Annotated in this window: 19 protein-coding genes and 1 pseudogene; 8 read left to right on the top strand and 12 right to left on the bottom strand. The window is 60.5% G+C overall.

Features of this window, described 5'->3' with window-relative positions:
- Positions 1-262 precede the first annotated feature (262 nt).
- Positions 263-822: pseudogene (locus tag P0D89_RS25550) on the top strand (transposase); the annotation flags it as partial.
- A gap of 272 nt (positions 823-1,094) precedes the next feature.
- Positions 1,095-1,478 (top strand): VOC family protein, encoded by a 384-nt coding sequence (locus P0D89_RS25555; RefSeq protein WP_408370999.1) that lies wholly within the window; start codon positions 1,095-1,097, stop codon positions 1,476-1,478.
- Between the two features lie 525 nt (positions 1,479-2,003).
- On the opposite strand, the gene P0D89_RS25560 is transcribed toward P0D89_RS25555, so the two are convergent.
- The 5 genes from P0D89_RS25560 to P0D89_RS25580 form a co-directional block, all read right to left on the bottom strand.
- Entirely contained in the window at positions 2,004-2,246 is a 243-nt protein-coding gene (locus P0D89_RS25560) for a helix-turn-helix domain-containing protein (RefSeq protein WP_408377426.1), read from the bottom strand.
- Positions 2,201-3,826: an IS66 family transposase gene (tnpC, locus tag P0D89_RS25565; protein ID WP_408370911.1), complete on the bottom strand. Its 1,626-nt coding sequence runs from the start codon at positions 3,824-3,826 to the stop codon at positions 2,201-2,203. Before tnpC ends, P0D89_RS25560 begins: the two co-directional genes overlap by 46 nt.
- A 94-nt stretch (positions 3,827-3,920) precedes the next feature.
- Positions 3,921-4,277 carry an IS66 family insertion sequence element accessory protein TnpB gene (gene tnpB / locus P0D89_RS25570; RefSeq protein ID WP_408370907.1) on the bottom strand — a complete coding sequence of 119 codons (357 nt, stop codon included), beginning with the start codon at positions 4,275-4,277 and terminating at the stop codon, positions 3,921-3,923.
- A complete protein-coding gene (gene tnpA, locus P0D89_RS25575) occupies positions 4,277-4,606 on the bottom strand; it encodes an IS66 family insertion sequence element accessory protein TnpA (RefSeq protein WP_408370909.1) in 330 nt (109 codons plus the stop codon). Before tnpA ends, tnpB begins: the two co-directional genes overlap by 1 nt.
- Positions 4,570-5,508, bottom strand: coding sequence for an AraC family transcriptional regulator (locus P0D89_RS25580; protein WP_408377428.1), 939 nt, complete (start codon positions 5,506-5,508; stop codon positions 4,570-4,572). The genes tnpA and P0D89_RS25580 overlap by 37 nt, the downstream gene beginning before the upstream one ends.
- Positions 5,509-5,631: 123 nt before the next feature.
- Between P0D89_RS25580 and P0D89_RS25585 the strand changes: the two genes are divergently transcribed.
- Together P0D89_RS25585 and P0D89_RS25590 are read left to right on the top strand one after the other, a co-directional pair.
- Positions 5,632-6,168, top strand: coding sequence for a carboxymuconolactone decarboxylase family protein (locus tag P0D89_RS25585; RefSeq protein WP_408369889.1), 537 nt, complete (start codon positions 5,632-5,634; stop codon positions 6,166-6,168).
- A 42-nt stretch (positions 6,169-6,210) separates the two neighbouring features.
- The gene (locus P0D89_RS25590) at positions 6,211-7,605 is read left to right on the top strand and encodes a dihydrolipoyl dehydrogenase (RefSeq protein ID WP_408369892.1); all 1,395 of its coding nucleotides are present in this window, start codon (positions 6,211-6,213) and stop codon (positions 7,603-7,605) included.
- Positions 7,606-8,253: 648 nt separating this feature from the next.
- Here the strand turns inward: P0D89_RS25590 and P0D89_RS25595 are convergent.
- A complete protein-coding gene (locus P0D89_RS25595; protein WP_408369894.1) occupies positions 8,254-9,015 on the bottom strand; it encodes a glycosyltransferase family 2 protein in 762 nt (253 codons plus the stop codon).
- A 900-nt stretch (positions 9,016-9,915) separates the two neighbouring features.
- On the opposite strand from P0D89_RS25595, the gene P0D89_RS25600 reads away from it, so the two are divergent.
- Complete coding sequence (locus P0D89_RS25600) at positions 9,916-10,155, top strand: hypothetical protein (protein ID WP_408369896.1); 240 nt, start codon at positions 9,916-9,918, stop codon at positions 10,153-10,155.
- A 255-nt stretch (positions 10,156-10,410) separates the two neighbouring features.
- Here the strand turns inward: P0D89_RS25600 and P0D89_RS25605 are convergent, their stop codons facing one another.
- The 4 genes from P0D89_RS25605 to hemA all read right to left on the bottom strand — a co-directional run bounded on the left by P0D89_RS25605 (position 10,411) and on the right by hemA (position 15,642).
- Positions 10,411-10,551, bottom strand: a complete 141-nt coding sequence (locus P0D89_RS25605) for a hypothetical protein (RefSeq protein ID WP_408369899.1) — start codon at positions 10,549-10,551, stop codon at positions 10,411-10,413.
- Positions 10,552-10,673: 122 nt separating this feature from the next.
- Positions 10,674-12,326, bottom strand: a complete 1,653-nt coding sequence (locus P0D89_RS25610) for a sensor histidine kinase (protein WP_408377430.1) — start codon at positions 12,324-12,326, stop codon at positions 10,674-10,676.
- 724 nt (positions 12,327-13,050) lie between these two features.
- The gene (locus tag P0D89_RS25615) at positions 13,051-13,788 is read right to left on the bottom strand and encodes an SEL1-like repeat protein (RefSeq protein WP_408377432.1); all 738 of its coding nucleotides are present in this window, start codon (positions 13,786-13,788) and stop codon (positions 13,051-13,053) included.
- Positions 13,789-14,298: 510 nt separating this feature from the next.
- Positions 14,299-15,642 carry a glutamyl-tRNA reductase gene (gene hemA, locus P0D89_RS25620; protein ID WP_408357971.1) on the bottom strand — a complete coding sequence of 448 codons (1,344 nt, stop codon included), beginning with the start codon at positions 15,640-15,642 and terminating at the stop codon, positions 14,299-14,301.
- 696 nt (positions 15,643-16,338) lie between these two features.
- On the opposite strand from hemA, the gene P0D89_RS25625 reads away from it, so the two are divergent.
- Positions 16,339-16,824 (top strand): Dps family protein, encoded by a 486-nt coding sequence (locus P0D89_RS25625; RefSeq protein ID WP_408377434.1) that lies wholly within the window; start codon positions 16,339-16,341, stop codon positions 16,822-16,824.
- Positions 16,821-17,123 (top strand): hypothetical protein, encoded by a 303-nt coding sequence (locus P0D89_RS25630; protein WP_408357969.1) that lies wholly within the window; start codon positions 16,821-16,823, stop codon positions 17,121-17,123. The genes P0D89_RS25625 and P0D89_RS25630 overlap by 4 nt, the downstream gene beginning before the upstream one ends.
- A gap of 118 nt (positions 17,124-17,241) precedes the next feature.
- Here the strand turns inward: P0D89_RS25630 and P0D89_RS25635 are convergent, their stop codons facing one another.
- The gene (locus tag P0D89_RS25635) at positions 17,242-17,478 is read right to left on the bottom strand and encodes a hexameric tyrosine-coordinated heme protein (protein ID WP_408357968.1); all 237 of its coding nucleotides are present in this window, start codon (positions 17,476-17,478) and stop codon (positions 17,242-17,244) included.
- An 882-nt stretch (positions 17,479-18,360) separates the two neighbouring features.
- Between P0D89_RS25635 and P0D89_RS25640 the strand changes: the two genes are divergently transcribed.
- A complete protein-coding gene (locus P0D89_RS25640) occupies positions 18,361-20,067 on the top strand; it encodes a tannase/feruloyl esterase family alpha/beta hydrolase (RefSeq protein ID WP_408357975.1) in 1,707 nt (568 codons plus the stop codon).
- 106 nt (positions 20,068-20,173) lie between these two features.
- Here the strand turns inward: P0D89_RS25640 and P0D89_RS25645 are convergent, their stop codons facing one another.
- On the bottom strand, positions 20,174-21,754 hold the full coding sequence (locus tag P0D89_RS25645; protein ID WP_408357967.1) for an aspartate:alanine exchanger family transporter: 1,581 nt from the start codon (positions 21,752-21,754) through the stop codon (positions 20,174-20,176).
- Between the last annotated feature and the right edge of the window lie 158 nt (positions 21,755-21,912).

The raw sequence follows: 21,912 nt of genomic DNA on the forward strand, positions 1-21,912 counted from the left end.
GATCAGGGCCCGAACTTCGCGGTGGCTACTATCGATGGACGGTTCGTGACTGGATTCCGGTGATTCTGGTCGCCTCCTGACACTTGCGTCAATTGGTAACTTCTGCTTGCATTACCCACAGCGGCACCGCAGCGCTTCCCGTATCGACCGGGTTCGATAGACAGTGGTTATTGTGTTCTATTAAGGGCGCGATGCGGTCAAACCAGTCGAATGCGGGCAGCAGGGTTTGCCGTTCCAGGGATTCTGCATTCTGTGGCACAAGCTCACCGCGGTTGCAGATCGCGGCGACTACAAGAGCGCGGAAATACTCGCATGCCATGAGGCTGGAATCATCGCATTTGTACCGAAGAAAGTGACCTCAAGCGCAACAGCTCATGGCCGCTTCAGCAAGGACGATTTTATCTACAACCCACAGACGAACGAATATCGCTGTCCGGCAGGCGAGCGGCTCATCTGTCGATTCTCAATCATTGAGCGCGGCCTGAAAGTCAGTAAGTATTGGAGTTCGAATCGCCAGCAATGTTCGCTCAAAGAGGCCCGCACGCCGGGTCCTCAACGCCGGGTGACACGCTGGGAGCACGAAGCCGTGCTCGAAGAGATGCAGGCGCGACTTGATCATGCCCCTGAGATGATGCGAATCCGGCCGCAGACTGTCGAGCATCCATTCGGCACGATCAAGGCGTGGTGGGCGCAACCCATTTCCTGACACGAACCATCGAACGTGTGAGCACGGAGATGAGCTTGCACGTGCTCGCGTACAACATGAAGCGGGTGATCAAGCTACTCGGTTCAGAAACGCCTATGAAGGCGATGCGGGCGTGATGCCCGCATGGGGTTGTTGAGCCTGCGCAATATGTGCGGTTGTGATTTGACGTTTGTGTTCCCGCACCTCATCAGTCGCGACCTGCGCTGAGACAGGTTTCGTCGATTCCCTGTGGCCAGGCGTTTTGACACGCTCTGGGCCACCAGCTGCCGGTCGCAGTTACATTTCACTTGAATGCCATCAGGTGTCGGATATGTTGGATTCATGGCGAGACAGGAGACCCTTCCTCTCCAGAAGGGCATCCCGGCCACATTTCAATGAGGGGCGCAACATGAGCGTACAACTAAACCATGCTATCGTCTGGTGTAGCGATAAGCAGAAATCGACAAGGTTTCTCGTGGACATTCTGGGGCTGTCGAGTCCCATCGAGTTCGGGCAGATGCTGGTCGTTCAGCTCGAAAATGACGTGTCGCTCGACTTCTTCGAAAGCGACAGCGCGATTTCCATGCAGCATTACGCGTTTCTGATCAGTGAGGACGAATTCGACCGGGTCTTCGCCCGTATTCGTGAGAGAGGGCTTCAGTACTGGGCCGATCCTGGCAAACAGCGTGCCGGCGAAACCTATCTGCACAACGGTGGCCGGGGAATGTATTTCGACGATCCTGACGGTCATTTTCTTGAGGTCATGACCCGCCCCTATAAAATTGGCGCCTAGAGGATTGACGTTCAACGGGGGGCGGCGTTCGCGCTTCGTGACGGGCGTGTTGGCTTTAGCGGGCCGCAGCCCGAGCTCAAACGTTAATTGGCTGCTTTGCGCCGAATGATGGGGCCGTTCCGGATCCTCGTGCCGCCGTTAGCCGACACACAGAGGCAGGGCCAATTGCTGACGTTGAGAAGACTCGAGGATTTTGCACGGCTTCCCCGGCTTACTACGACGGGTACGGGCGTCGCGTTCAGGTAGATTTCTCATGTCGATATGGGCAAGAACCGGCCAGCAAGCGTCATTCGCCCGTCGGTCCACTCGGACGTTCAGACGTCGGCTCACCCGGTGGATTCAACCGGTCGATCGCGTAGCTTTGGAAGCAGTCATGGCGTGGGCAGCAGCACAAGCGCAGCACCATCCAAAATCTCCCCTCATTGTCCCAAACTGTGCGGACATGGGACCTATGTCGGCGCGAATGACGTCAGCGCCTTCTGCCGGTGAGGGAATTGCTTGGGGCAACGGGAACGCAGAGGATGCCTAAGATGCTCCCGCCTCTTCCGTTTCCCCGCGCTTTGAACGGGCGCGCCACTGCGCTGGCGTCATGCCTACCTGCCGTTTGAAAACTCGCTGAAACGCGGCTTCCGATTGGTATCCCACCGCTTCGCCAATCTCGGCGACAGACAACCGTGTTTGCGCCAGCTTGCGTCGTAAGCGATCCACCAAACCCAGACTGTTCAGGGCGTCATTTCGCTGGCTAAATCCTGGCGATGGAGATTCCACGGCAACAACGCATCGACGGCCTCAACGGACTGGGCCGCCGGCAATTCGCGCAGCACCCGGCGCAGCCAGGTGTACGGCTCGAGGCCGTTGGCGCGTGCCGTTTCGACGAGCGAGTAGATCACCGCACTCGCGTGTGCGCCCGCGGGTGTATCGCAGAACATCCAGCGGCGCCTGCCCACGGCAAAGGGACGAATGCTGTTTTCGCAGCGGTTATTATCGATGGGCAAATCGCCGCGCTCGGTGTAGCGCACCAGCCGCGACCAGTACTTGTGCAGATACGCCAGTGCCTCGCCCAGCGCCGTCTTCGGCGGGACCGTGGGCAGCGTGGTGTCCAGCCACGCCTTGAGTTCAGCCAGGATTGGCACGCTGCGCGTTTGACGCGCGACGAGCCGCGCGTCGTCCTTCGCCTCCTTGTATTCGCGCTCGATACCGTACAGCCGGCCGATCAGCTCGATCGCCTCATCGGCCCGGCCGCGCTTGCCCTTGGGCTGCACGCGCGTCGCCTCGACAAAGCGCCTTCGCGCGTGAGCCATACAGGCCAGGTGCTCGATGCCTTCGGTCTTGGCCACCGCGTTATAGCCGTCGTAGCCGTCGGTCATCAGATAGCCCTGGTAGCCTTCGAGCAGCCGCACCGGTACCGCGCCGCCACGGCCCGGGTCGTAGTCGAACACCACGACCGGTCGTTCAGGCGGGCCACCGGTCTGCACCCACATGTAACTTTGCGAGGTAGGCGACCTGTCGCGTTCCTTGAGCACCTGCACCACGGTCTCATCCATGTGCAGGACCGAACCGTTGAACAGTTCGTCGCGCATCAGGTTATGCAGCGGCTGCAGCACACCGGCCGCGCCGATCACCCAGCGCGCCAGGGTCTGACGCGGCACCGCGACGCCGGCGCGCTCGAGCACGTATTCGAAGCGTGCAAGCGACAGACCGTCAGCGAACTTGACCGTGAGCAGCATCGCCAGCAGATCGGGGCTCGCGTTGCTCCTGGGCAGCGGCTGCGCGGGCAACGCCGCGACCATCGGCGCGTGCTCGCTGCCCGGGCAGCCGTAGCGCTTGCGGATATGGCGCAGCACACGCACCTGCATCGGCACAATGTCGAGCTGTTCGCTGATGTCCTCGCCGATCTCGACCATCGGTGTGCCACATGGGCACAGGCGCTGATCTTCGGGCACGTCATGCACGATGTCCACGCGCGGCAACCCGGACGGCAGCGGCGCGCGCTTGCCTCGCGCGGGCTTGCCCGCGGCCTTCTTCCCGACATCGGCCGCAGCGTCACCCTGCGATGGAAGGGGTACCTGGTCCTGCTCGGGTGTGCTCGCGGCGGCCAGCACCTCCGCTTCGTCGAACAGGTGCGCCTGGCCCGAGGACTGTTCCGTGCTCGCGCCGAAGTGCCGCTGGCGCAGCAGCACGAACTGCTCGTACAGGTGGTCGATGTGGCGCATCGCGTGTTCGTGGGCCTGCACGACCGCCTGCTGAACGCTCTGATCGATCGCTTGCTGATGCGCCGCCTGCTGGGCATGCAGCAACGCCTTCAACGCCTCCACATCGTCAGGCAACTGCGCAGGCAGCGGCGGCAGCGGCGTCGCCTTGACTTCAGGTAACGCAAGCTTGTGTCGGATCGAAGGTGTCTTCCTGGCAGCAGGCATGCCACCATGTTAACACCATAATCGATTAGGATACCGATTTAAAATGCAATGTTTTATGCGGCCCGTTGTTCCACAGATCGAACCCTTCCAGCAACCACTGCAGCTCCTGCATCGTCACAACTTGCGTCGGCTCGCTGCCCTCGCGTGGCCAGGCGAACTTCTCCTTCTCCGCGCGCTTGTACCACAGACAGAACCCGTTGCGATGCCAGTACAGCGCCTTGAGCTTGTCCTTCTGGCGGTTGATGAACACGTACAGGGCGCTGCCGAACGGACTCAGCTCCAGCTCCTGCTCGACCAGTGCGCTCAGGCCATCGATCGACTTGCGAAAGTCCACAGGATGACGACACAGGTACACTTGCGTAAGCGTGCAGCCCGGATGCATCAGCGGGCCCCCTGCATGGCGCGCCCGAGCGCGGCCAGCCACTCAGGGGCGGGTAGCGCCGGTAACTCCACGCGTACGCCCGGACCGAGCACCAGCGTGCAACCGCCGGGCTGCTGCGCGGGAACTCGCTCACTGACTGTCAACGCCACGAACGTGCTGCTTCGCTCTGGTGAGCCGGATGTCTGCGCCGCCGCCGTTTTTATCTTCTGCCGCCAGTAATACAGGCTGTGCAACGCCAGGCCGTGGCGCTTCGCATACTCCGCCGTCGGCACCGACTCCTGCTCCATCGCCGCTACGTGGGGTGCCCAGAATTCCAGTCCCGCTTGCATGTTCGCTCCGTGTCAGAAATCACAGGACGAAGCATCCGGCTGCGCCGGCTATGCCGCAAGGTTGGGTTTGATGGATCGCTTACCTTGCGTCCAGCGAGCGCCATGCGAATTTCCGTGAGCACGTCGCTTGCTGAGCGGCCGATCGCTTCGTCGAAATGGCGTGCGAACGTGGCACGCGACATGTGGCAGAGCTCAGCCAGCTTCGGAAGCGTCCAGGGCTTGCCGGCTTCGTCGAACATGGCCGCGAGAGCCGGTTGCAGCCGCTGACGCTGCGCAAGCGCGAGCAAGCCGCGCGGCGCTTCGTCGGAATCGGAGGCGCAGCGCAGGGTCAGCGCAAACAGGGCGCCCGAAAGCTGATTCACGACTGCCTCGCTGCCCGGGCGCTGCTCGAACGCCTCCTCGCGCATCAACTCGATGACTCGCGCAAGCCGGCTTGCTGCAAACGCGGCGTCGCGCGTCTGTCCGTCGCCCGCGCTCACGCTGCTCACAAGCAAACGTCCCGGCAGATGGTCGCGCATTAGCTGTTGCGGCACGGCCGGCAGCACGAAGCGCCCGCACAACACGTCGGCGCCCTGACGTGTGCTGCCGTTCGTGGCAATCGTCAATCCGTCCTTGTGCTGCTCGCGCACCGCACGGGGTGGATTGCCGCTGCCGTCGCGCAACGTATGAGCGCTGCCGGAGGGAAACAGCACGATATCGCCGGCTTGCATGCGAAGCGCCGGTTCGCTTTTCCCGCCGGTGGCAGCTTCGATGACAGCCTCACCGCGCAACAGCACGTGATAGGGGAATTCCCACTCGTTCGACTCTGGATGCTCGATCCGCCACGGCGAGCCGAAGTGGCACCGGACATCCAGCCGTCCGGTGACCGGCATCAGCGAGAGCAGTCGGTCCAGAAGTTCCATGTGAGACGTTTGAGCATGAAGTTGCGAAAGTATGGCATTAAAGAACTCGCTATGCATCCCTACACTGACTCGCATGCCATACGACATGGCTAACCCGATCAACCCCGAAGGAAGGAGGCAATCATGTCCCGTTTGACCACCATTCGCCCCGAAGACGCGACCGGCGCGGCCGCCGAAGTGTTCGCGAAGATCAAGAAGGCCGTCGGCAAGGTACCCAATGCGTATGCGACCGTCGGCACGCACAGCCCGGAAGCGCTCAGCGCGGCGCTCGCGTTCGACGCAGCGGTTGGTGCCAGCACGCTCGGCAAGGCGGACATCGAAGTCATCAAGCTGGCCGTCAGCGAACACGTGGGCTGTGACTACTGTGTCGCCGCGCACACGTTGATGGGCAAGCTCGCCGGCCTGTCGAGCGACGGCATGAAGCAGGTGCGTGCCGGCCTTGCAACCGGCGACGCGAAGCGCGACGCGCTCGTGACCTACGTGCGCACGCTGGTCGGTGCGCGCGGCACGGTGCCCGCGGCGGCCGTCGATGCGGTGCGCGCAGCCGGTTATACCGAACGCCAGCTCATCGAAATCAACCTCGCCATCGCGTCGATTACGTTCACGAATCTCGTCAATCGCGTGAACGACACGACGCTCGATTTCCCGGCAGTCGAGTAACCCGCAGCTCGCAGCACCCAGCCATCGACAGGAGAGATTCCCATGCGCACCATTCGTACAGACGTCGCCGTCATCGGCGCAGGTACGGCCGGGCTTTCGGCCTACCGCAGCGCGAAAGCCGAAGGCCGCACGGCCGTAATCATCGAAGGCGGTGAATACGGCACGACGTGTGCGCGAGTGGGGTGCATGCCGTCGAAGCTGCTGATCGCGGCGGCGGAAGCCGCGCATGCCGCGAGTCATGCGGACCCGTTTGGCGTGCGGGTCGAGGGCGTGCGGGTAGACGGCAAGGCGGTAATGGAGCGCGTGCGCGGCGAGCGCGACCGCTTCGTCGGCTTCGTCGTGGATGGCGTCTACGCGTTGCCAGAAGCGGACCGGCTGGTTGGTCACGCACACTTTATCGACGACCGGGTGCTGCAAGTCGGCGGCGATACGCTCGTGCATGCGGCGAGCGTGGTGATCGCGACCGGTTCGACCCCCGTGGTGCCCGAGATTCTCGCTGGCGTGGGCGAGCGCGTCATCGTGAACGACGACGTGTTCGCCTGGCAGACGCTGCCGCGCAGCGTGGCGGTGATTGGCCCGGGCGTGATCGGGCTGGAGCTCGGCCAGGCGCTGGCGCGCCTTGGGGTGGAGGTGAGCGTGTTTGGCGCACGCGGTGGCGTGGGCCCGCTGACGGACCCGGTGATCGTGGAGCAAGCGCGTTCGACGTTTGCCGAAGCGTTCCACTTCGAGCCGCAGGGTACGCTCGAGGCCGCGACCGCAGTCGAGGACGGCGTGCGGATCCGCTATGCGCGCGCCGACGGAACCTATGTCGATCGCACCTATGAATACGTCCTCGCAGCGGCTGGGCGACGCGCAAACGTTGCGCATCTGGGCCTTGAAAACACTTCTCTCGAACTGGACGGGCACGGCGTGCCGCGCTTCGATCGCGACACGCTGCAGGCGGGCGCACATCCGGTCTTCATTGCGGGCGACGCGAATGGAATCCTGCCGCTGCTGCACGAAGCCGCCGACGAAGGGCGCGCCGCCGGCCGCAACGCTGCGCGCTATCCCGATGTCGTGCCGCTGGTGAGGCGCGCGCCGCTCGCCATCGTTTTCTCGGACCCTCAAATCGCCATGGTTGGGGCACGGCATCGCGATCTCGCACCGGATAGCTTCGTCGCCGGCGAAGTGAGCTTCGACGATCAGGGACGCAGCCGCGTCATGCTGAAGAACCGCGGACGCGCACGGGTGTACATCGATCGCGCGACGCGGCGCTTCGTCGGCGCGGAATGGTTCGGGCCGGCCGCGGAACATATCGGTCATCTGCTGGCGTGGAGCTTGCAAATGCAGGCCACACTCGACGATATGCTCGGGATGCCGCTCTATCACCCCGTCGTCGAGGAAGGGTTGCGCACGGCGTTGCGAGACGCGGCAACACGGCTGCAAGCCGGCGCCTGAGCGGTGTTTGCCTGCGAGGGACGCGCTGCTGCCATTCGCGGCAGACTGCCCGATTGTGTCGCAGGCGAGAATAATGATTTCAGGAACCGGGTCGGGCCGTTGGGCCGCGAAGGGAAGAAGTACGCTTCGGGCGAACGGTCTCCCATTTTTGCCGCGTGGGTTCGAAGGCGCTGCACCAACGGCAACGCTGGAGGCACCACGGAGAAGCTAACCGACGGGCAGCAACGGGTCGTCTACGGAAGTTCGACATGAGACCGGGTCCGGCCACAAACCGCCATTCACATGCGTCGTCGACCGGACGTTCAAGCGTCGGCACCGCCCCCGTAACCGGCCACCCAATCGTAAAAGACGATCTCGTTCATCGGCTGAACCGACGTTCAGCTGTCGCCGTTCATGAGGCGGCTTCAGGTTGCTTTTCTGCCATTCGGACCTCCGCGACTGCGAACGTCGGGTTTCGCTGCCTGCGGATACGGACTCCCGACCCTTCTTCGCCATTCGCCGGTTCGTTCGGCCAACGGCGGCTTTCGAGGTACAAGGGTCATCGTCCTCTCTCGACGTACCACAGTGCAGGGGGCGTGTGAGGGTTGCCAATATTGGAGCTTTATCTTGAATCGCACCCGATACCGCTCATTGCCCAATGCGGGTTAGTCAGGAATTGATCATCAGAAACGCTTTGCGATATTTGCGGTGTGTATATGTAAAGGCGTACAGTGCCAATATTAATCCCACTCGACCATCGCGCCAATTTCCACGACGGATATACCATTTTCCGAATGCCCCGACTGGACTGATCCACTGCTTCAGCCAAAGTATGCCAATCCACTTCCCTCTGTCGAGTAAATCGGCTGCGGCCAGGTCGGTGTATAGATCAAGCTTACGCATCAGCTCGGAGTTAGTCTCAAAGGTATGGTGGACCAATGGGGATTCGATGCGCCCAACACTTTCATAGCCGATAGGAGTTTCGTGAACGCTGTGTTCCGTAAAATCAGTTTTATCACGGTGATATATGCGAATGGGGTAGTCAGGACAACCAGCGGGCATGAGAGCGTGGACGACCCTGCCCCTTACTAGCCAGTCGCGGCGAACAGCATAGGCATCGTGCGAAAACCCCGCTACTTTTAGCGCCATTACTTCATCAATCAATGCGTCGCTGGCGATCTCATCGCTATCAAAAAACATCACAGTCTGATGTAAGCATACGCTGTTGGCAAAAAGTCGCTGTGCGCGAAAATTGTCAAAGGTGCGGTGCACTATTCTGGCACCGTGTCTGGCAGTGATTGCTAACGTTGCGTCGTTGCTGCCGCTATCTACAACCAGCAGATCATCCGCCACGCGCTTCGCGGCCGCCAGAACCTTGTCTAAGTGCCGCTCACTATTGTAAGTGAGGACATATACCGAGAGAGGTGTCAATCTTTTACCAACCTAAGCTCACTAGCTATAAAACCGCAACTCCTCATACGAGCGCGAGATTCGTCTGTCGAGTGATCCTTTTCGACGGATTTCCCGATTCCCCGGGCGACCATGGCTATCCACTACTATTCCAGTGCCATTCTTGTGACTTAGGACGCAATGTGCAAAGTCCGTAGCAAAGAACGACGGGAGCGCTGGCTTTCATGAATCCAGCTATTCGGTAACAATCAAATCGTCTGCGGCAAGAAGGCCCGGCGACACTGGCGCCTTTTACGTGTGGCATGAACGGTTGTGCAGTCAAGGAGGACCGTTGAGACCGTGCGGTCATTATTGGATCGGGCAGATGGCGGCACGCTTGCCGGTTGATTACAGATTCGTCATTGACCGGTAACGACCAGACCTTTGGCAGCCCTGGTCGAACGGGCCCACTGGGTCGCGAGCGATTCCCTCAATGGCACTTGGTCCGTGAAGTGTCCGGCGTCGTACGCGTCGACACAACTTCGCGCGTACTCAGGGCTAAGCTGACTACGGATAAAACGGGCGCTCAGATACAAGTGTGCGTCGGCGCACGGCCTTTGCAATGGCTAGAACTGTTTAAGAAGTCCTGGTCGAATCGTTCTTTCTTTGATGCAGATATTGGCGCACAACAAAGTCTGCGCCAAGTTGATCTTGAGGCCTTAAGCACATCAAAGTCGGCTCCGACAAAGCATCGCCCGGCTGCCGCTGCTGACAATTTGGAGTATGTAATTAAAAACGGTTCGACGTTTGGGAGGCTTGTCACGTGGGCAAAGTGTCGAATTTCACCACTGAACTGGTGGAATGGCAGTTGGAAAAAGCGGGGAAACGCGTAAGCGTATATCCTGGTGTCGGGTGGCAAGAGATAGTAAGGATCGGAAAGTAATGCTGGCCTCGTCGACCGGGAAAATCTTCCTGAAGCTGATCGGCACGCAAGACACTAGAAGAGGTGATTTCGCTGTCGGCATGTCGTGCACGCTTCGAGCGTCGAACGCGCCATGCTTTATCCGTTCTGGCAAGTCAAACGTTGATTACCTAGCGCCTCTGGCGTGGCGCGATTGGCGCATGGCGCATGGCGTCGCGGCGGATGCCAAGGTTGCACCACTTTTTACGGCGCGAATGTAGGTATGTCCGAGGACCGCGCCGTTCGTTTGCCCACTGCGCGGACTTTAACCTGTCGGAAGTCCAATCTCGGTGACTTCCGGGATCGAATTAACCGGGCTTGAGATGTACATGACTCTGCCGAGGCGCCACCGGGATTGTCTTTGCGGCGGACCCGAAGCGGATCGGGAGGGGACGAATTTTTCGTCCATGAATGGGGATGATCGCGGTTCGCGCAGCGATCTCTCGTGTGCGTGTGTCTTGCGGCCACTGACTTGCTCAGTGGCTTTTCCGCCCGATCAGGTCGCCTTGTATCTGCTCAAGAAACGGCTCCACGCCTTGCGCCTCGATGGCCTCGTCGATAGCCGGAGCGCTGTTGTTCTTTCTGGCCAGCGCATATGCCTCGCGCAGCGTGTCCATCTTGCATACCTTGCGACAGAACCGGAAATATGCAGTTTCCGACGATCGCAGACGCGCGCTTTGTCTACAAAGCACCAATCGAGCCGAAGGATGTCGATTCGATCGTCGATTATCTATCGGTATCAGAGGCGCGAATTAGACCGGAGATCGTTGGGTTGGTCTCCTCGTGGAGTATCGGCCGAGGTCGCACACTCGGTGCGCAGGACAAACTGAAAGACGGCGCCATGCGGCTTGTTTGGGGACACCCACATGCGGCCGTTATGTGCCTCGATAATTGAGCGGCAAATCGCCAGGCCCATTCCCATACCTTCAGATTTCGTGGTGAAGAGCGGGTCGAATATCCGGTCGATGTCATGCGGGCCGACGCCTGTTCCGGTGTCCGTTACCGATACTATTACCCCGCGTTCGTCGTGGACGTCGGATTTCACGCGTAGGACCCGCGGCTCATCCATGTCCGCCATCGAATCGATGGCATTTGCGATCAGGTTTAGAAGCACTTGCTGTAGCTGGATTTGATCCCCTGTTACCTTCGGTAGCCGTTCAGCCAGTTCTGTCTGGACCATTACCCGGTGCTTCTGCAGGTCGGCGCGCACCAAGGCAACGGTTTCCCCGACGAGACCGTTGACGTCAAACGCGGTTCTGTTCAGTTCACCCGTCCTGAACATGGTCCGAACTCTTTGGATCACCGCTGCCGCGCGATGGCCGTTAGCGACGATCTGCCCGAGTGCCGCCTTCGTTTCGTCGAGATCGGGCGTCGCGCGATTAAGCCAGCGCAAGCCCGCATCGGCATTTGTGACCATCGCCGACAATGGCTGCTTGACCTCGTGAGCAATCGTGGCCGCGACTGCCTCCCCGGTCACCAGCCGTGCCTCGCGCTCGCGGCGTTGTGCGAAGACCGCGCGCAGCAGCTGCGCGTAAAGCGTCGTTATCTCGTACAGCAGGACAAACAGGACGAGACTGCCGGACAGGAACCCGCAGACCCGGCCAGCATACCAGCCGACCGTGTAGCGGGCCGGAACCGGGAAAGAGATCAGACAGATCTCTAGCACGTACGCGCACATGACCACCATCAGCCACAAATAGAGCACTGATCGCCGCCAGACCCAGAGCACGATGAGCGCAACGACGCTCATCAGCGCTGCGGCCCCGGCCGCATAAAACCAGAGCGTGGAAAGATGCACCGTATCGACCAGCAGGCGGGGCAGCAGCGCATTTCCCACTGTGACTATCAATGTCGCTGCACACACGATCGCCGCGGTCATGGCAACGCTCGACAGGATAGCCGCACCCGTGGAGCCCCGCCACAACCGCTTGGCCGGATCGGCATCCTTCAAAAGGGCATAGGCGATGACGAACATCGGGAAGCCCGCGTGCCACAGGATGTAGAGCCAAGCCGTGCTCTGTGGGCCGGCGTCAAGGAGCCCGTCTGGCGCGAAGATGCCGGGAAACGTCAGCGTCCACGGGATCAAGACGAGCCCTGTGAAGAGATATCCACTTGCGATCACGAGGAGTGCACGCGAACGAAGGATGGAGAACTGCGCAAACAGCAGGACGGCGGTGATCGAATCGTTCACGAACATCGCCGTGGCATACATCGGAACGAAGGCATCGATCCGCTGCAGATGGAGGCCCGAGAACCGCCCGGCTATGGCGAAAAAGGCGACCAGCAAGGCGAGCACGACGGCAAGGGCAAGCCGTGTCTGCGCCCGGCCTGGCGTCAAGCTCGAGAGGATGAAATGCTGATCCTCCGGGACAAGGGCGGCTGTTTCAACCATCGGAGCGACTCCTTGCGGTGGCTGGGACGGCGGCACGCAGCTCACACCGCTTCGCCGCCAAGCTCATCCCGCGCTGCCTTGGCTCGCCGCCATTTCTTCGAAGATCGCTGTTCGCAGGATTCCTGCGGCAGCGGAGGGGGTCGCGCCAGTGACCGACTTCAGAACACTTTTCTCGGGCCATCGTTCCGGCTCCCGGGGCCTCGACCGGTCAGGTGACGTGACCCCCAATGTATCTCGTATGCGGGCACTTGTGCTCATCTACCCAGAGGCCGCTCATGAGTGACCGTTCAAGACAGTCTGCTACTTATCCGGGTGTCCAGGATGGGTCGGTTTCCGTTGTCTATAGCTGCCACGATGCAGTCAACTCAACTTGTATGAATGACGTTTGGAAAAGATCCGAACCTGGATTGTCATAAAAGAGGAGCTTCCATGGTCGTCTGAGAACTTCAGGAGAGCCTGACCTTTAGCGAGAGAGGCAGCCAGCTCTGGGTGGAAAAGTAAGAGGAGTGTCCGGGATTCGTCGAAGCGGGCACGTGCCATATTTCGGTGCCACGAGCCGATAGGGCCGACCAGCTTTCACGGCTCTGCTGGTCGATCCCTCTTTTGTGAAGCGCGTCGCGATACGATCTGGCGTAGAGTGCAGCGGCGCCGCCGCCGGTCTGGGCCGCCCGCTCCCGCAACTGCAGAGCGATTGATCTACTGGCTTCTGCGGGATGCCAATTGATTAGGGGTTGCCAAGGCGCGATTCGGCAATCCGCTTCAGATCATTGGGAATTGAAGCAGATTCAGCCAACTGCTCAAGCAAATCCCTGGCTCTCTTTTCGTCTTTGGGCCCACCATCGCCAAGCGTCAAACTCGTCGCCAGGTTCAGTATCGACCGGGGCAGCCCTCGCGAGGCCAAAGCCTCGAGGAGATGACGAGCCACTTCGGGTTCCCGGTTTCGGTTGCCGCTTAGCAACTCATCAGCAATCGATTCTACAAGCCTCAGCGAGCTTTCGTTTTCCGTTCTGTGAATGCCAGCCATGAGCGCTTGTTCGAATTGGCCAACGGGATGGTGCGCGGCGTGAGCCAACGTGCTAAGCGCTTCTTGAAAACTCTGATCTTCTTTTGAGCCGGCAAACGGTGTTGGTGTCGGGTCCCGGCCCTCTTCGTGCGCATGCGCGGCCGATGGTTGCCACCATCGAACAAAGTCGTCCGCGGATTCACCGTGAAGATCAACTGACGATGCGAGCAATTGCGACGCCTGATATACGCGTCGCTCGGTTAGTGTCGCGCTGTCACACACCTCGTCGAGCGCGGAAGCTACTTTGCTGCCCAACTCGTTGTGGAGGTCGGTCCAGTCTCTATAGCCGAAGACTTCGGAGGTCACCTGTCGCGCCTGGGATTCCTTCAGAGAAAGGCGGTATTTAAGCCGATTGGCGGCCCGCGTCGGGATAGACGCGTTCTGGAAGTAGATACGCATGGCTTCGGTCCGAGTTTGCGTGCCGACGAGCGTCCACAGCCGGCACGGAATCGAAATGAACTGTGAGGCGGCGCAGGGGGCGTGACGCCCCGTAGCAAAAAATACCGTCGGTTTCTCATGCAGTCAATCCCATTCCAGGAAATGGTATTTCGCGCGATAACGCACAATCCAAGCGCCGGGCGGTCTTCAGGATAGAGTCTGGCACCCTTGGAACCGCGATTGTCCACGTACCTTATAGTCCAGAAAGAGTCCATCCCGGTCGCTCAACGGTCGCCGGTGATTGCGACCTGATGGCAGCCTCTGATTGACCGTTCAGTGATGAGCAGTGGCGATTTGTCCCATAGGGGAGGCTGATTGAGACGGCAGCACTCAGTGACCGGTTTGCATAAACGACCGTTGTGGGTGTGCGCCGTAAAAAGGTGACACTTTGCAGTGGGTGCAAGCCCCGCCCAGCAACTGCTCCAGCCGGAAGCAACCGGAGCAGCTATGGAGAAGTGGCGGCGCGCGCGGCTACCGCTCGGACGAGGCTGAGTGGCGATAGCATCCAGACAACAGAGCGACGAGCTTGTCCCGGTCGCCGCCGCAAGCATGCGTGAGCGCATGTGTCGGACCGTGGATGAACTTGTTGGTGAGCGCCTGCGACAGTGCTTCGAGTACCGCGGCAGGGTCGTCGCCGCGAGCGAGCATTTTCTGCGCGCGCTCGAGTTCGACGCGCCGCAGCGCGTCGGCCTGCGTGTGCATATGTCGGATCACCGGCACCACGCTGCGCTGGTCGAGCCACTGCATAAACCCTTGAACGCGTGTCTCGATGATCGCTTCGGCTTGGGCAACTGCGGCCTGACGCATTGCGGTGCCGTCGCGCACGATTGTGCTGAGATCATCGACCGTGTAAAGGAAGACGTCTTGGAGCCGCCCGGCTTCCTGTTCGATGTCGCGCGGCACGGCGAGGTCGAGCATGAACATCGGCCGGTGCTTGCGCGTCTTGATTGCGCGCTCGACCGCTCCGAGGCCGATGATCGGCAACGCGGACGCGGTACACGACACCACGATGTCGAACTCATGCAGCCGCTCGGGCAGGTCCGCAAGTGGAATCGCCTGACCGTTGAAGCGTTTGGCGAGTTTGCTGCCGCGCTCGGGGGTGCGGTTCGCCACTACCAGAGCGCGCGGCGCCTGCGCCGAAAAATGGGCGGCGCACAGTTCGATCATCTCGCCCGCGCCGATGAACAATACGCGTTGGCTAGAGATCTTATCGAAGATCCGCTGCGCCAGCCGCACCGCTGCTGCGGCCATCGATACCGAATGCGCGCCGACGTCGGTCTGACCGCGCACTTCCTTTGCGGCCGAGAAGGTACGCTGGAACATCTGATTCAGATACGTCCCCATCGCGCCGACTTCGGACGCGGTGCGCACGGCCTCTTTCATCTGACCGAGAATCTGCGTTTCACCGAGCGCCATCGAGTCGAGGCCCGACGCGACGCGCATCGCGTGGCGCACCGCTTCCGTTTGTGGCAGCGCGTAGACATGCGGCGCCAGTTCGTCAGCCTCAATGCCGTGATATGCGGAGAGCCACGCAATCGCGTGCTCAGGCGCGGCGTGGTCATCTGTCGCGCAGTAGATTTCGGTGCGGTTGCAGGTCGACAGGATCGCCGCTTCAGACAGCGCGTCGCCGCTGAACGCGAGCTTGCCCATCGCCGGCGCGGTATGCACCGTACCACCGCGCGGATTATTGTGCCTCCGCCACGCGGCTTTCAGCGTCCGCAGGGCGGGCCGGATCTGTTCGAGCGGGAACGCCACTCGTTCGCGCAAGGCGACCGGCGCGGTGTGGTGATTAATTCCGATCGAGAGCAGTTGCATATTAGGACGATGGGTTGGCAGAAAGGCTTGTCAGCAATACTATTGTTTGCGACACATGGCTGCAAATGGGTTGTCTTTATAGCTCTGATAGTGGCGGTGAGTCCTTTGCGGTAAATCGAAGTCCGTAGCAGATGCCGCTTTATGGCGAAACGACGGACATCTGGCTTGAGCGGGCCTTTACTGGAAGCCTTTTGGTCCAGTTGAAGGAAGCAGGTCACCGGAGCCGTGCGACGCGTGGTACGAACGATCTGGCAATCGACGGTCATTTTCCTGGGTGCGTCAATTGCACGTTGTTGGCCGACGGAGACAAGCCGTCGATGCCGGCCGTAATCTCGTTGCCGCCACCGCTCTACGTCTGGAACCGCCTGCCGCCCTTGATGAGGCGGCGTAACGCATCAAGGTGGCAATGGTCTCTTTCCTGGGGGAGTAGGTTTCGGCCTGCTGCCTTCCCTATCTCTTCCAGAGTTTCTCTTAATTGGAAATGCGCTGGCGAGCATGGTATTTCTCTCGTCGTGGAGGTGATTGATAGCGAATCGGCCGCAAAGATTCTCCGTACCAGGTTGGTGGAACGAATTTGACGTTACCCGCCGACCCGACCGGACACTTCTAGGCGATGAGACAAGATTTCTTGCTCCAGCTTGAGTCTATCCGGCAACTTTTCCCTCGGAGAAAATCATGACTTGCACAAAGTCTTCTATGTCCATCAAATTGGCAACGCACACCGACCTTGGTCCCGATGCGAAGGAAGAGATCGCGAGGAGTCTTAACGCACTGCTCGCTGACGCGTTCGCGCTCTATATCAAAACCAAGAACTTTCACTGGCACGTGAGCGGACCTCATTTTCGGGACTACCACCTTCTCCTTGACGATCAGGCAGTGGCGATTTTTGCAATCATCGATCCCATCGCTGAACGCGTGCGAAAGCTCGGCAAGACTACGCTGCGATCAGTTGGACAAATTGCCGAACAAAGTCGCATCGAAGACAACAATGTGGAATTCGTTGCACCAGAGAATATGTTGAGCGAGCTGCGTAAAGACAACGAATCGTTCGTCGGATTCTTGAGGGAAGTGCACAAGGTCTGCGACAAGAAAGAGGACGTGGCCACGGCGAGTTTGATTGAAGACTGGATAGACCAGGCGGAAGAACGGATCTGGTTCCTTTTGGAAGCCGGAAGGTCTTGATCTTCCTGCACGTTTGTCCGCACTGCGGTTGGTCGAAACTGCTGGGCGGGTCAGATGCCAAAACGGGCGCGACTTTCTCGGACATTGCCTGGCTGCATCGGGTGCAGGTGGCAGGAGGTTCAAATCCTCTCGCCCCGACCAAAGAAATCAAGGCCCTACAAGCATCGCTTGTGAGGCCTTTCTCTTTTCCCGGCCGATTATGGTTTTGGGCTGCCTCATCAACGTCGCGCAATGCCGCGCGACGCAAGCGACCATCGTTGATGGAAAGCTTCGCCTCGATGACTTTTTTTGATCATTGATTAGTTACCGAAACTAAAACGAGCGGTGGCTTCTCGCGGCGCAGGTACTCGCACCGCCCCAACATTCATCCATACGTTCGACAGCCATTGGTCCGAGTGCCGCCCCTTGCCAAAGCAACTAAGCCCGCCAATAATTGTTCGCCGCCGCAATGGTCGCGAATTCGATCGCGACGACGTGGCCGGCCTGGATCAGCATGGCGGCGTCGTTGGCATAGACGTCCCGCAACTTGCTACGGATGCTGTCATCGGGCTGGGTTGCCTTGATGACAAGGCGCGCCATTTTGATCGCAAGCTGACGCCCTTCTTCCGGCGTTGCGGTGATCAACGTATTGTCGGGAACCAGGGTCGTGCTCATTGCATGTTTCTCCACAGGTTGGAGTGCCGATTGAGCCCCGCCTCTGCGTGGAAGGGCGGGTGGGGATCTCTGTTTTTCAAAAGCGCTTGAGTGACGGCGCGAGCGCCGCGCACTACTGTCTCATTGGTTCATGACGTTGGTCAATAGCCGCGCTGCATCGAGCGATAGCTCACGACGGACACGGCGGAACGTTGCCGAAATGCGAACCCGCTCGCTTTGCTTCAAAGCCGTGGCGAGCGCTGCCGCGCTTGTTTCTCGCAGCAGAGCAGTTTCTACGTATCGGACGAGATACAGTCAGGCGCCGCCATCGCACCGCAGCGGTCGTCCATGACATCAATGGAATTACGCTCATGTCGAGCGGTCATGGATTGCGAAAGTCGAGCAAGTCGATCTATTTTTCTTATCGCCCGGCGATGCGGAGAAGCTGGCAGCAGAACCCGCTCACGAGCAGGTAGTTGCTCATCCATTGAATCTACCCCTTTTGATTTTTATATATTTTGTAATTGAAAGCCAGGTTTTCGCTACGCCTGTAATTCCATGTTTTGTATAGAAAGCTTCGGATAACTTATTTTGTACGAGTCGTCACCAACGGTCTCGCTCCTTCTTTCCCGCAAGCTTGCCGCCTATATTGGAACGCGCGCACGAGGTCGTTTGCGGTGCGTCCGAAGCGTTCCCATTTCGAGCGGCGGTGACAGTGTCCGCATCAATCGACGACAATGACAGGAGACAAAGATGCCTGTACTTTTCCAAACAGGATGGGCGACACGCGGCATGCTCGCTGTGTCGCGAGCCTTGCGAAATAGGAGGCACCCGCATCTGCCCGCGAGCGGACGATCATTCGCATGACTAATCACAGCCTTCGCAATGACATTTACGATCGGCATGCCATTCAGTGCGAACGCCACCAACTCCAACCCCAACGCAAACGCCAACTCAGCCGGTTTGGCAAACCTCCCCGCAGTCATGCCCGCAATGAACTGCGCAGCCGTGATGAGCATGGACCTCAGTGGCGTGACCGACGGCACAGTCACGATTGCATCCGCGACGATGCTTCCCGCCGGAACGGCCGTGGGGCAAAACACGTTGCCCGCCCCAGTGTGCGACGTGAAGGGAACGATAGGGCCGGGCGCGTCGTTGTTCGAGTTGCAGTTGCCCACGCAAGGTTGGACACAGCGCTATCTGCAGGACGGTTGTGGCGGCCTTTGCGGCAACCTGTCGGTCAATGCGCCGATGGCTTCGACATGCGTGCCCGTAACCAATGGGCAGATCGCGATGGCCGCGACCGACATGGGTCACGAAGGCGGCAACGACGGCTCATGGGCACTCAGTCCGCAGGCCAAGATCGATTTCGCGTATCGCGGCGAGCACGCAACCGCACAGGTAGCCAAGGCGATCATCAACAAGTTCTACGCGCGGCCCGCGAAGTACTCGTACTTCGACGGTTGCTCCGATGGCGGCCGCGAGGCGTTGATGGAAGCACAGCGTTTCCCGGACGACTTCGACGGTATCGCCGCAGGCGCGCCGGCCAATGACCTGATCGTCCAGAACACGTTCCATCACGCGTGGCCCGCGGTGATCAACGCCGATCCGAAGACCGGCAAGTACATTCTGCTCGCGAGCAAGCTGCCGCTGATTCATGCTGCAGCATTGAAGGCGTGCGACAGCCTCGACGGCGTGACCGATGGCGTGATCGACAATCCGCGGGTCTGTCATTTCGACCCATCGACGCTGCTATGTGCGAAAGGCCAGGATGCATCCACATGCCTGTCGCAGGCGGAAGCGGGCGTCGTGCGCGCGATTCGTGACGGCGCGACCGATTCGAACGGCTTGCTTCTCGAGCAGACGATCTCCCGCGAATGGGGCGGCGAACTGAACTGGTCGCTGTTCGTACCGGCGACCGATGCCGGGCCTAGCGGGTCGATCAACTTCGTTCTGCCGTTCCTCGCGTACCTCGACTACTTCAATGGCTCGAAGCCGTCCGCGACTCTGAGCGACCTCAAGTTCACGATCGAGGGTTTCATGAAGACCGTCCCGACGTCGAATTATCTAGCGGCAACCGACCCGGATCTGAGCCCGTTCGCACGTCGTGGCGGCAAGCTGATTCTGTGGCACGGGCTCGAAGACCAGCACATCACGCCGGAGGGCACGATCGGGTACTACGAGCAGATGAGGAACGTGATGGGGAGCGACAAGGTCGAGCAGTTCACCCGGCTCTACCTGTTCCCCGGCGTCGCGCACTGCGGTGGCGGCGAAGGTCCGAACACGTTCGACATCGTGACCTCGGTGATGGCGTGGGCCGAGAGCGGCACGAAGCCGGGCAAGATCGTCGCGTCGATCGTCGGCTCGACCGGCCAGACGACGCGCACACGTCCGGTGTTCCCGTATCCGGCGGTCGCGCGTTACACGGGTTCGGGCAGCACCGACGACGCGACCAACTTCGTTGCCGATACGCCGAAGAGCGAGCCTTACGTCAATCCGCACTGGCTCGGCGAGTGGCTCTACTCGCCAGGTTATGAAGCCTGGTGTCAGGCTCAAGGCTCGCAGCTGAACTGCAAGGGCGGCAACAACTGGAGCGATGCGGGCAAGTAACGCGCGGTTCGTCTGAGCGACTGCGGTTCCTGTTGCACGCGCGCCGATCTCGAAGAGGTCGGCGCAATTTTTTCGGGCGCGCGAAATCTCGACCTTCACCAACCGTTCACCAGATCGCCGGAAGAATATCCACGAACAGTATCTTCACGATCGTCATCGCCGGGAAAATCATCGCGTAGCCGATGTCAGGCTTGTCGGTCGGCGTGAGCTTGTTGGCGAACGCGAGGATCGCCGGATTGCCGCACGCGCCCGTGACGATGCCCGCCACTTCATCGAAAGGCAGCCGGTACACCAGCAGCCCCAGAATCAGAATCGGCACGACCAGCGCAAGCAGCACGAGCGCGCCGAGGCCGAGCATCAGCAGACCGGTTTGCGAGACCGTCGCAGCGAACCGCGGTCCCGACGACATGCCCACTTGCGCGAGGAAAATCGTCAGTCCGAGATTGCGCATCACGAGGTTAGCGGGCAGCGGCATGGTCCAGTGAATGCTGCCGGTGCGGCGCACTTTGCCCAGCACGAGCGCCACGATCAGCACGCCGCACAAACCGAGCGCAAGCTTGCCGATGCCCGGCAGCGGAAGCTGGATCGCGCCGACCAGGAAACCGAGCGCCATGCCGAGGCCAACCGAGATATAGCTGAATTCCGCGGTGCCCTTGATCGAATCGCCGAAGTAGGCGCGCAGTGCCGGAAACGCGGTGCGCTTCGTCAGCAGGCCGACGCGGTCGCCATACTCCAGCACGAATTCGGGGTTCGGCATGATGTCGGCGTCGCCGCGCCGCACGTGCGCGACGATCGACCCTTCGGGCAGTGTCAGCTCGCCGAGCGCGCGGCCCACCACGCTTGCGCGCGAGGCGAACACGCGCAGATAATCCAGGTCGCCGCGATCGCGCAGCATGCGGCCGGGCGCCGTCTCGCCCAGACGCTTGCGGGTTTCGGCAAGCGCCGCGCCGTTCGGACTGACGGCGAGCACGACGTCGTTCTCCGCCAGCACGAGTTCGGGCGAGGCCGTCGCATTGTGATGCGCGCTGCGCACGGCGACTATCTGTACGTCGGAGGGCAGCGCGGTGAGCGCTTCGGCGAGCGTCTTGCCGCAAAAGTCCGGATTGCGTAGCGCGATTTCGAGAAGTTCGAGGCCGGCGTTCGTGGCCGTCGCGATCTTCTGCGGACGGATCAGAAACGCCAGGTAAAGCAGCAGGATCGGACCGGCCACGCCGAATGGATAGGAAACCGAATAGCCGACCGCCGCATCGTCGTTGCCGAGCGTCGCAATCGCCGCCTGCAGCGCGGCGGTGCTGGTGCCGGCGCCGGCAAACAGACCGAGCGCGTAGCCCGGGTTGATTTGCAGAATCTTCTGGATCGCGACACTCATCGCGCCCGCGCACAATACGCCGATCAGTGCGAGGAGGTTTGCGCGCCTGCCGGACGCGCTGGTCAACCCGAGAAAGAACTGGGTGCCGTATTGGACCCCGACGGTGTAGAGGAAGAGCGCGAGTCCGATGGTGCCGACCATCGGCGCGGGCGCGGATTTCGGCGCGAACCAGCCGGCAGCCAGCGCGACGAACAGCACCGCGCCGACGCCGAGCGAGAAACCTTTGACGTTGAATTCACCGATGAAATAGCCGATTGCGATGGTGAGGAACAACGTCATCAACGGCTGATGCTCGAGAAGCGTCTTCAGGAAATCCACGTTTCCTCCGCTAGCGGTTCAGACTTCGGCTCGTGCTGGTCTTTGCGGCTGTGATGCGTGTTCCGGATGCAGTAGAGCGGCGTTTCGCGACGCGGCTCCAGCGTAACAATCTAACAGAATAACGGCTTGGGTTCTTTTCCGCCGGCTGACGGCAGCGG

Origin of the sequence: Paraburkholderia sp. RL18-085-BIA-A, from assembly GCF_046027075.1 — a bacterium.
GTDB lineage: Bacteria > Pseudomonadota > Gammaproteobacteria > Burkholderiales > Burkholderiaceae > Paraburkholderia.

What these genes read in the sequence shown, in the direction of transcription:
- P0D89_RS25610 (WP_408377430.1), bottom strand. Translation starts at nt 12,326, where the DNA reads ATGGTTGAAACAGCCGCCCTTGTCCCGGAGGATCAGCATTTCATCCTC.
- P0D89_RS25625 (WP_408377434.1), top strand. Translation starts at nt 16,339, where the DNA reads ATGTCCATCAAATTGGCAACGCACACCGACCTTGGTCCCGATGCGAAG.
- tnpB (WP_408370907.1), bottom strand. Translation starts at nt 4,277, where the DNA reads ATGCATCCGGGCTGCACGCTTACGCAAGTGTACCTGTGTCGTCATCCT.
- P0D89_RS25615 (WP_408377432.1), bottom strand. Translation starts at nt 13,788, where the DNA reads ATGCGTATCTACTTCCAGAACGCGTCTATCCCGACGCGGGCCGCCAAT.
- P0D89_RS25590 (WP_408369892.1), top strand. Translation starts at nt 6,211, where the DNA reads ATGCGCACCATTCGTACAGACGTCGCCGTCATCGGCGCAGGTACGGCC.
- P0D89_RS25555 (WP_408370999.1), top strand. Translation starts at nt 1,095, where the DNA reads ATGAGCGTACAACTAAACCATGCTATCGTCTGGTGTAGCGATAAGCAG.
- P0D89_RS25580 (WP_408377428.1), bottom strand. Translation starts at nt 5,508, where the DNA reads ATGGAACTTCTGGACCGACTGCTCTCGCTGATGCCGGTCACCGGACGG.
- P0D89_RS25635 (WP_408357968.1), bottom strand. Translation starts at nt 17,478, where the DNA reads ATGAGCACGACCCTGGTTCCCGACAATACGTTGATCACCGCAACGCCG.
- P0D89_RS25600 (WP_408369896.1), top strand. Translation starts at nt 9,916, where the DNA reads ATGCTGGCCTCGTCGACCGGGAAAATCTTCCTGAAGCTGATCGGCACG.
- P0D89_RS25585 (WP_408369889.1), top strand. Translation starts at nt 5,632, where the DNA reads ATGTCCCGTTTGACCACCATTCGCCCCGAAGACGCGACCGGCGCGGCC.
- P0D89_RS25605 (WP_408369899.1), bottom strand. Translation starts at nt 10,551, where the DNA reads ATGGACACGCTGCGCGAGGCATATGCGCTGGCCAGAAAGAACAACAGC.
- tnpA (WP_408370909.1), bottom strand. Translation starts at nt 4,606, where the DNA reads ATGCAAGCGGGACTGGAATTCTGGGCACCCCACGTAGCGGCGATGGAG.
- P0D89_RS25640 (WP_408357975.1), top strand. Translation starts at nt 18,361, where the DNA reads ATGCCATTCAGTGCGAACGCCACCAACTCCAACCCCAACGCAAACGCC.
- hemA (WP_408357971.1), bottom strand. Translation starts at nt 15,642, where the DNA reads ATGCAACTGCTCTCGATCGGAATTAATCACCACACCGCGCCGGTCGCC.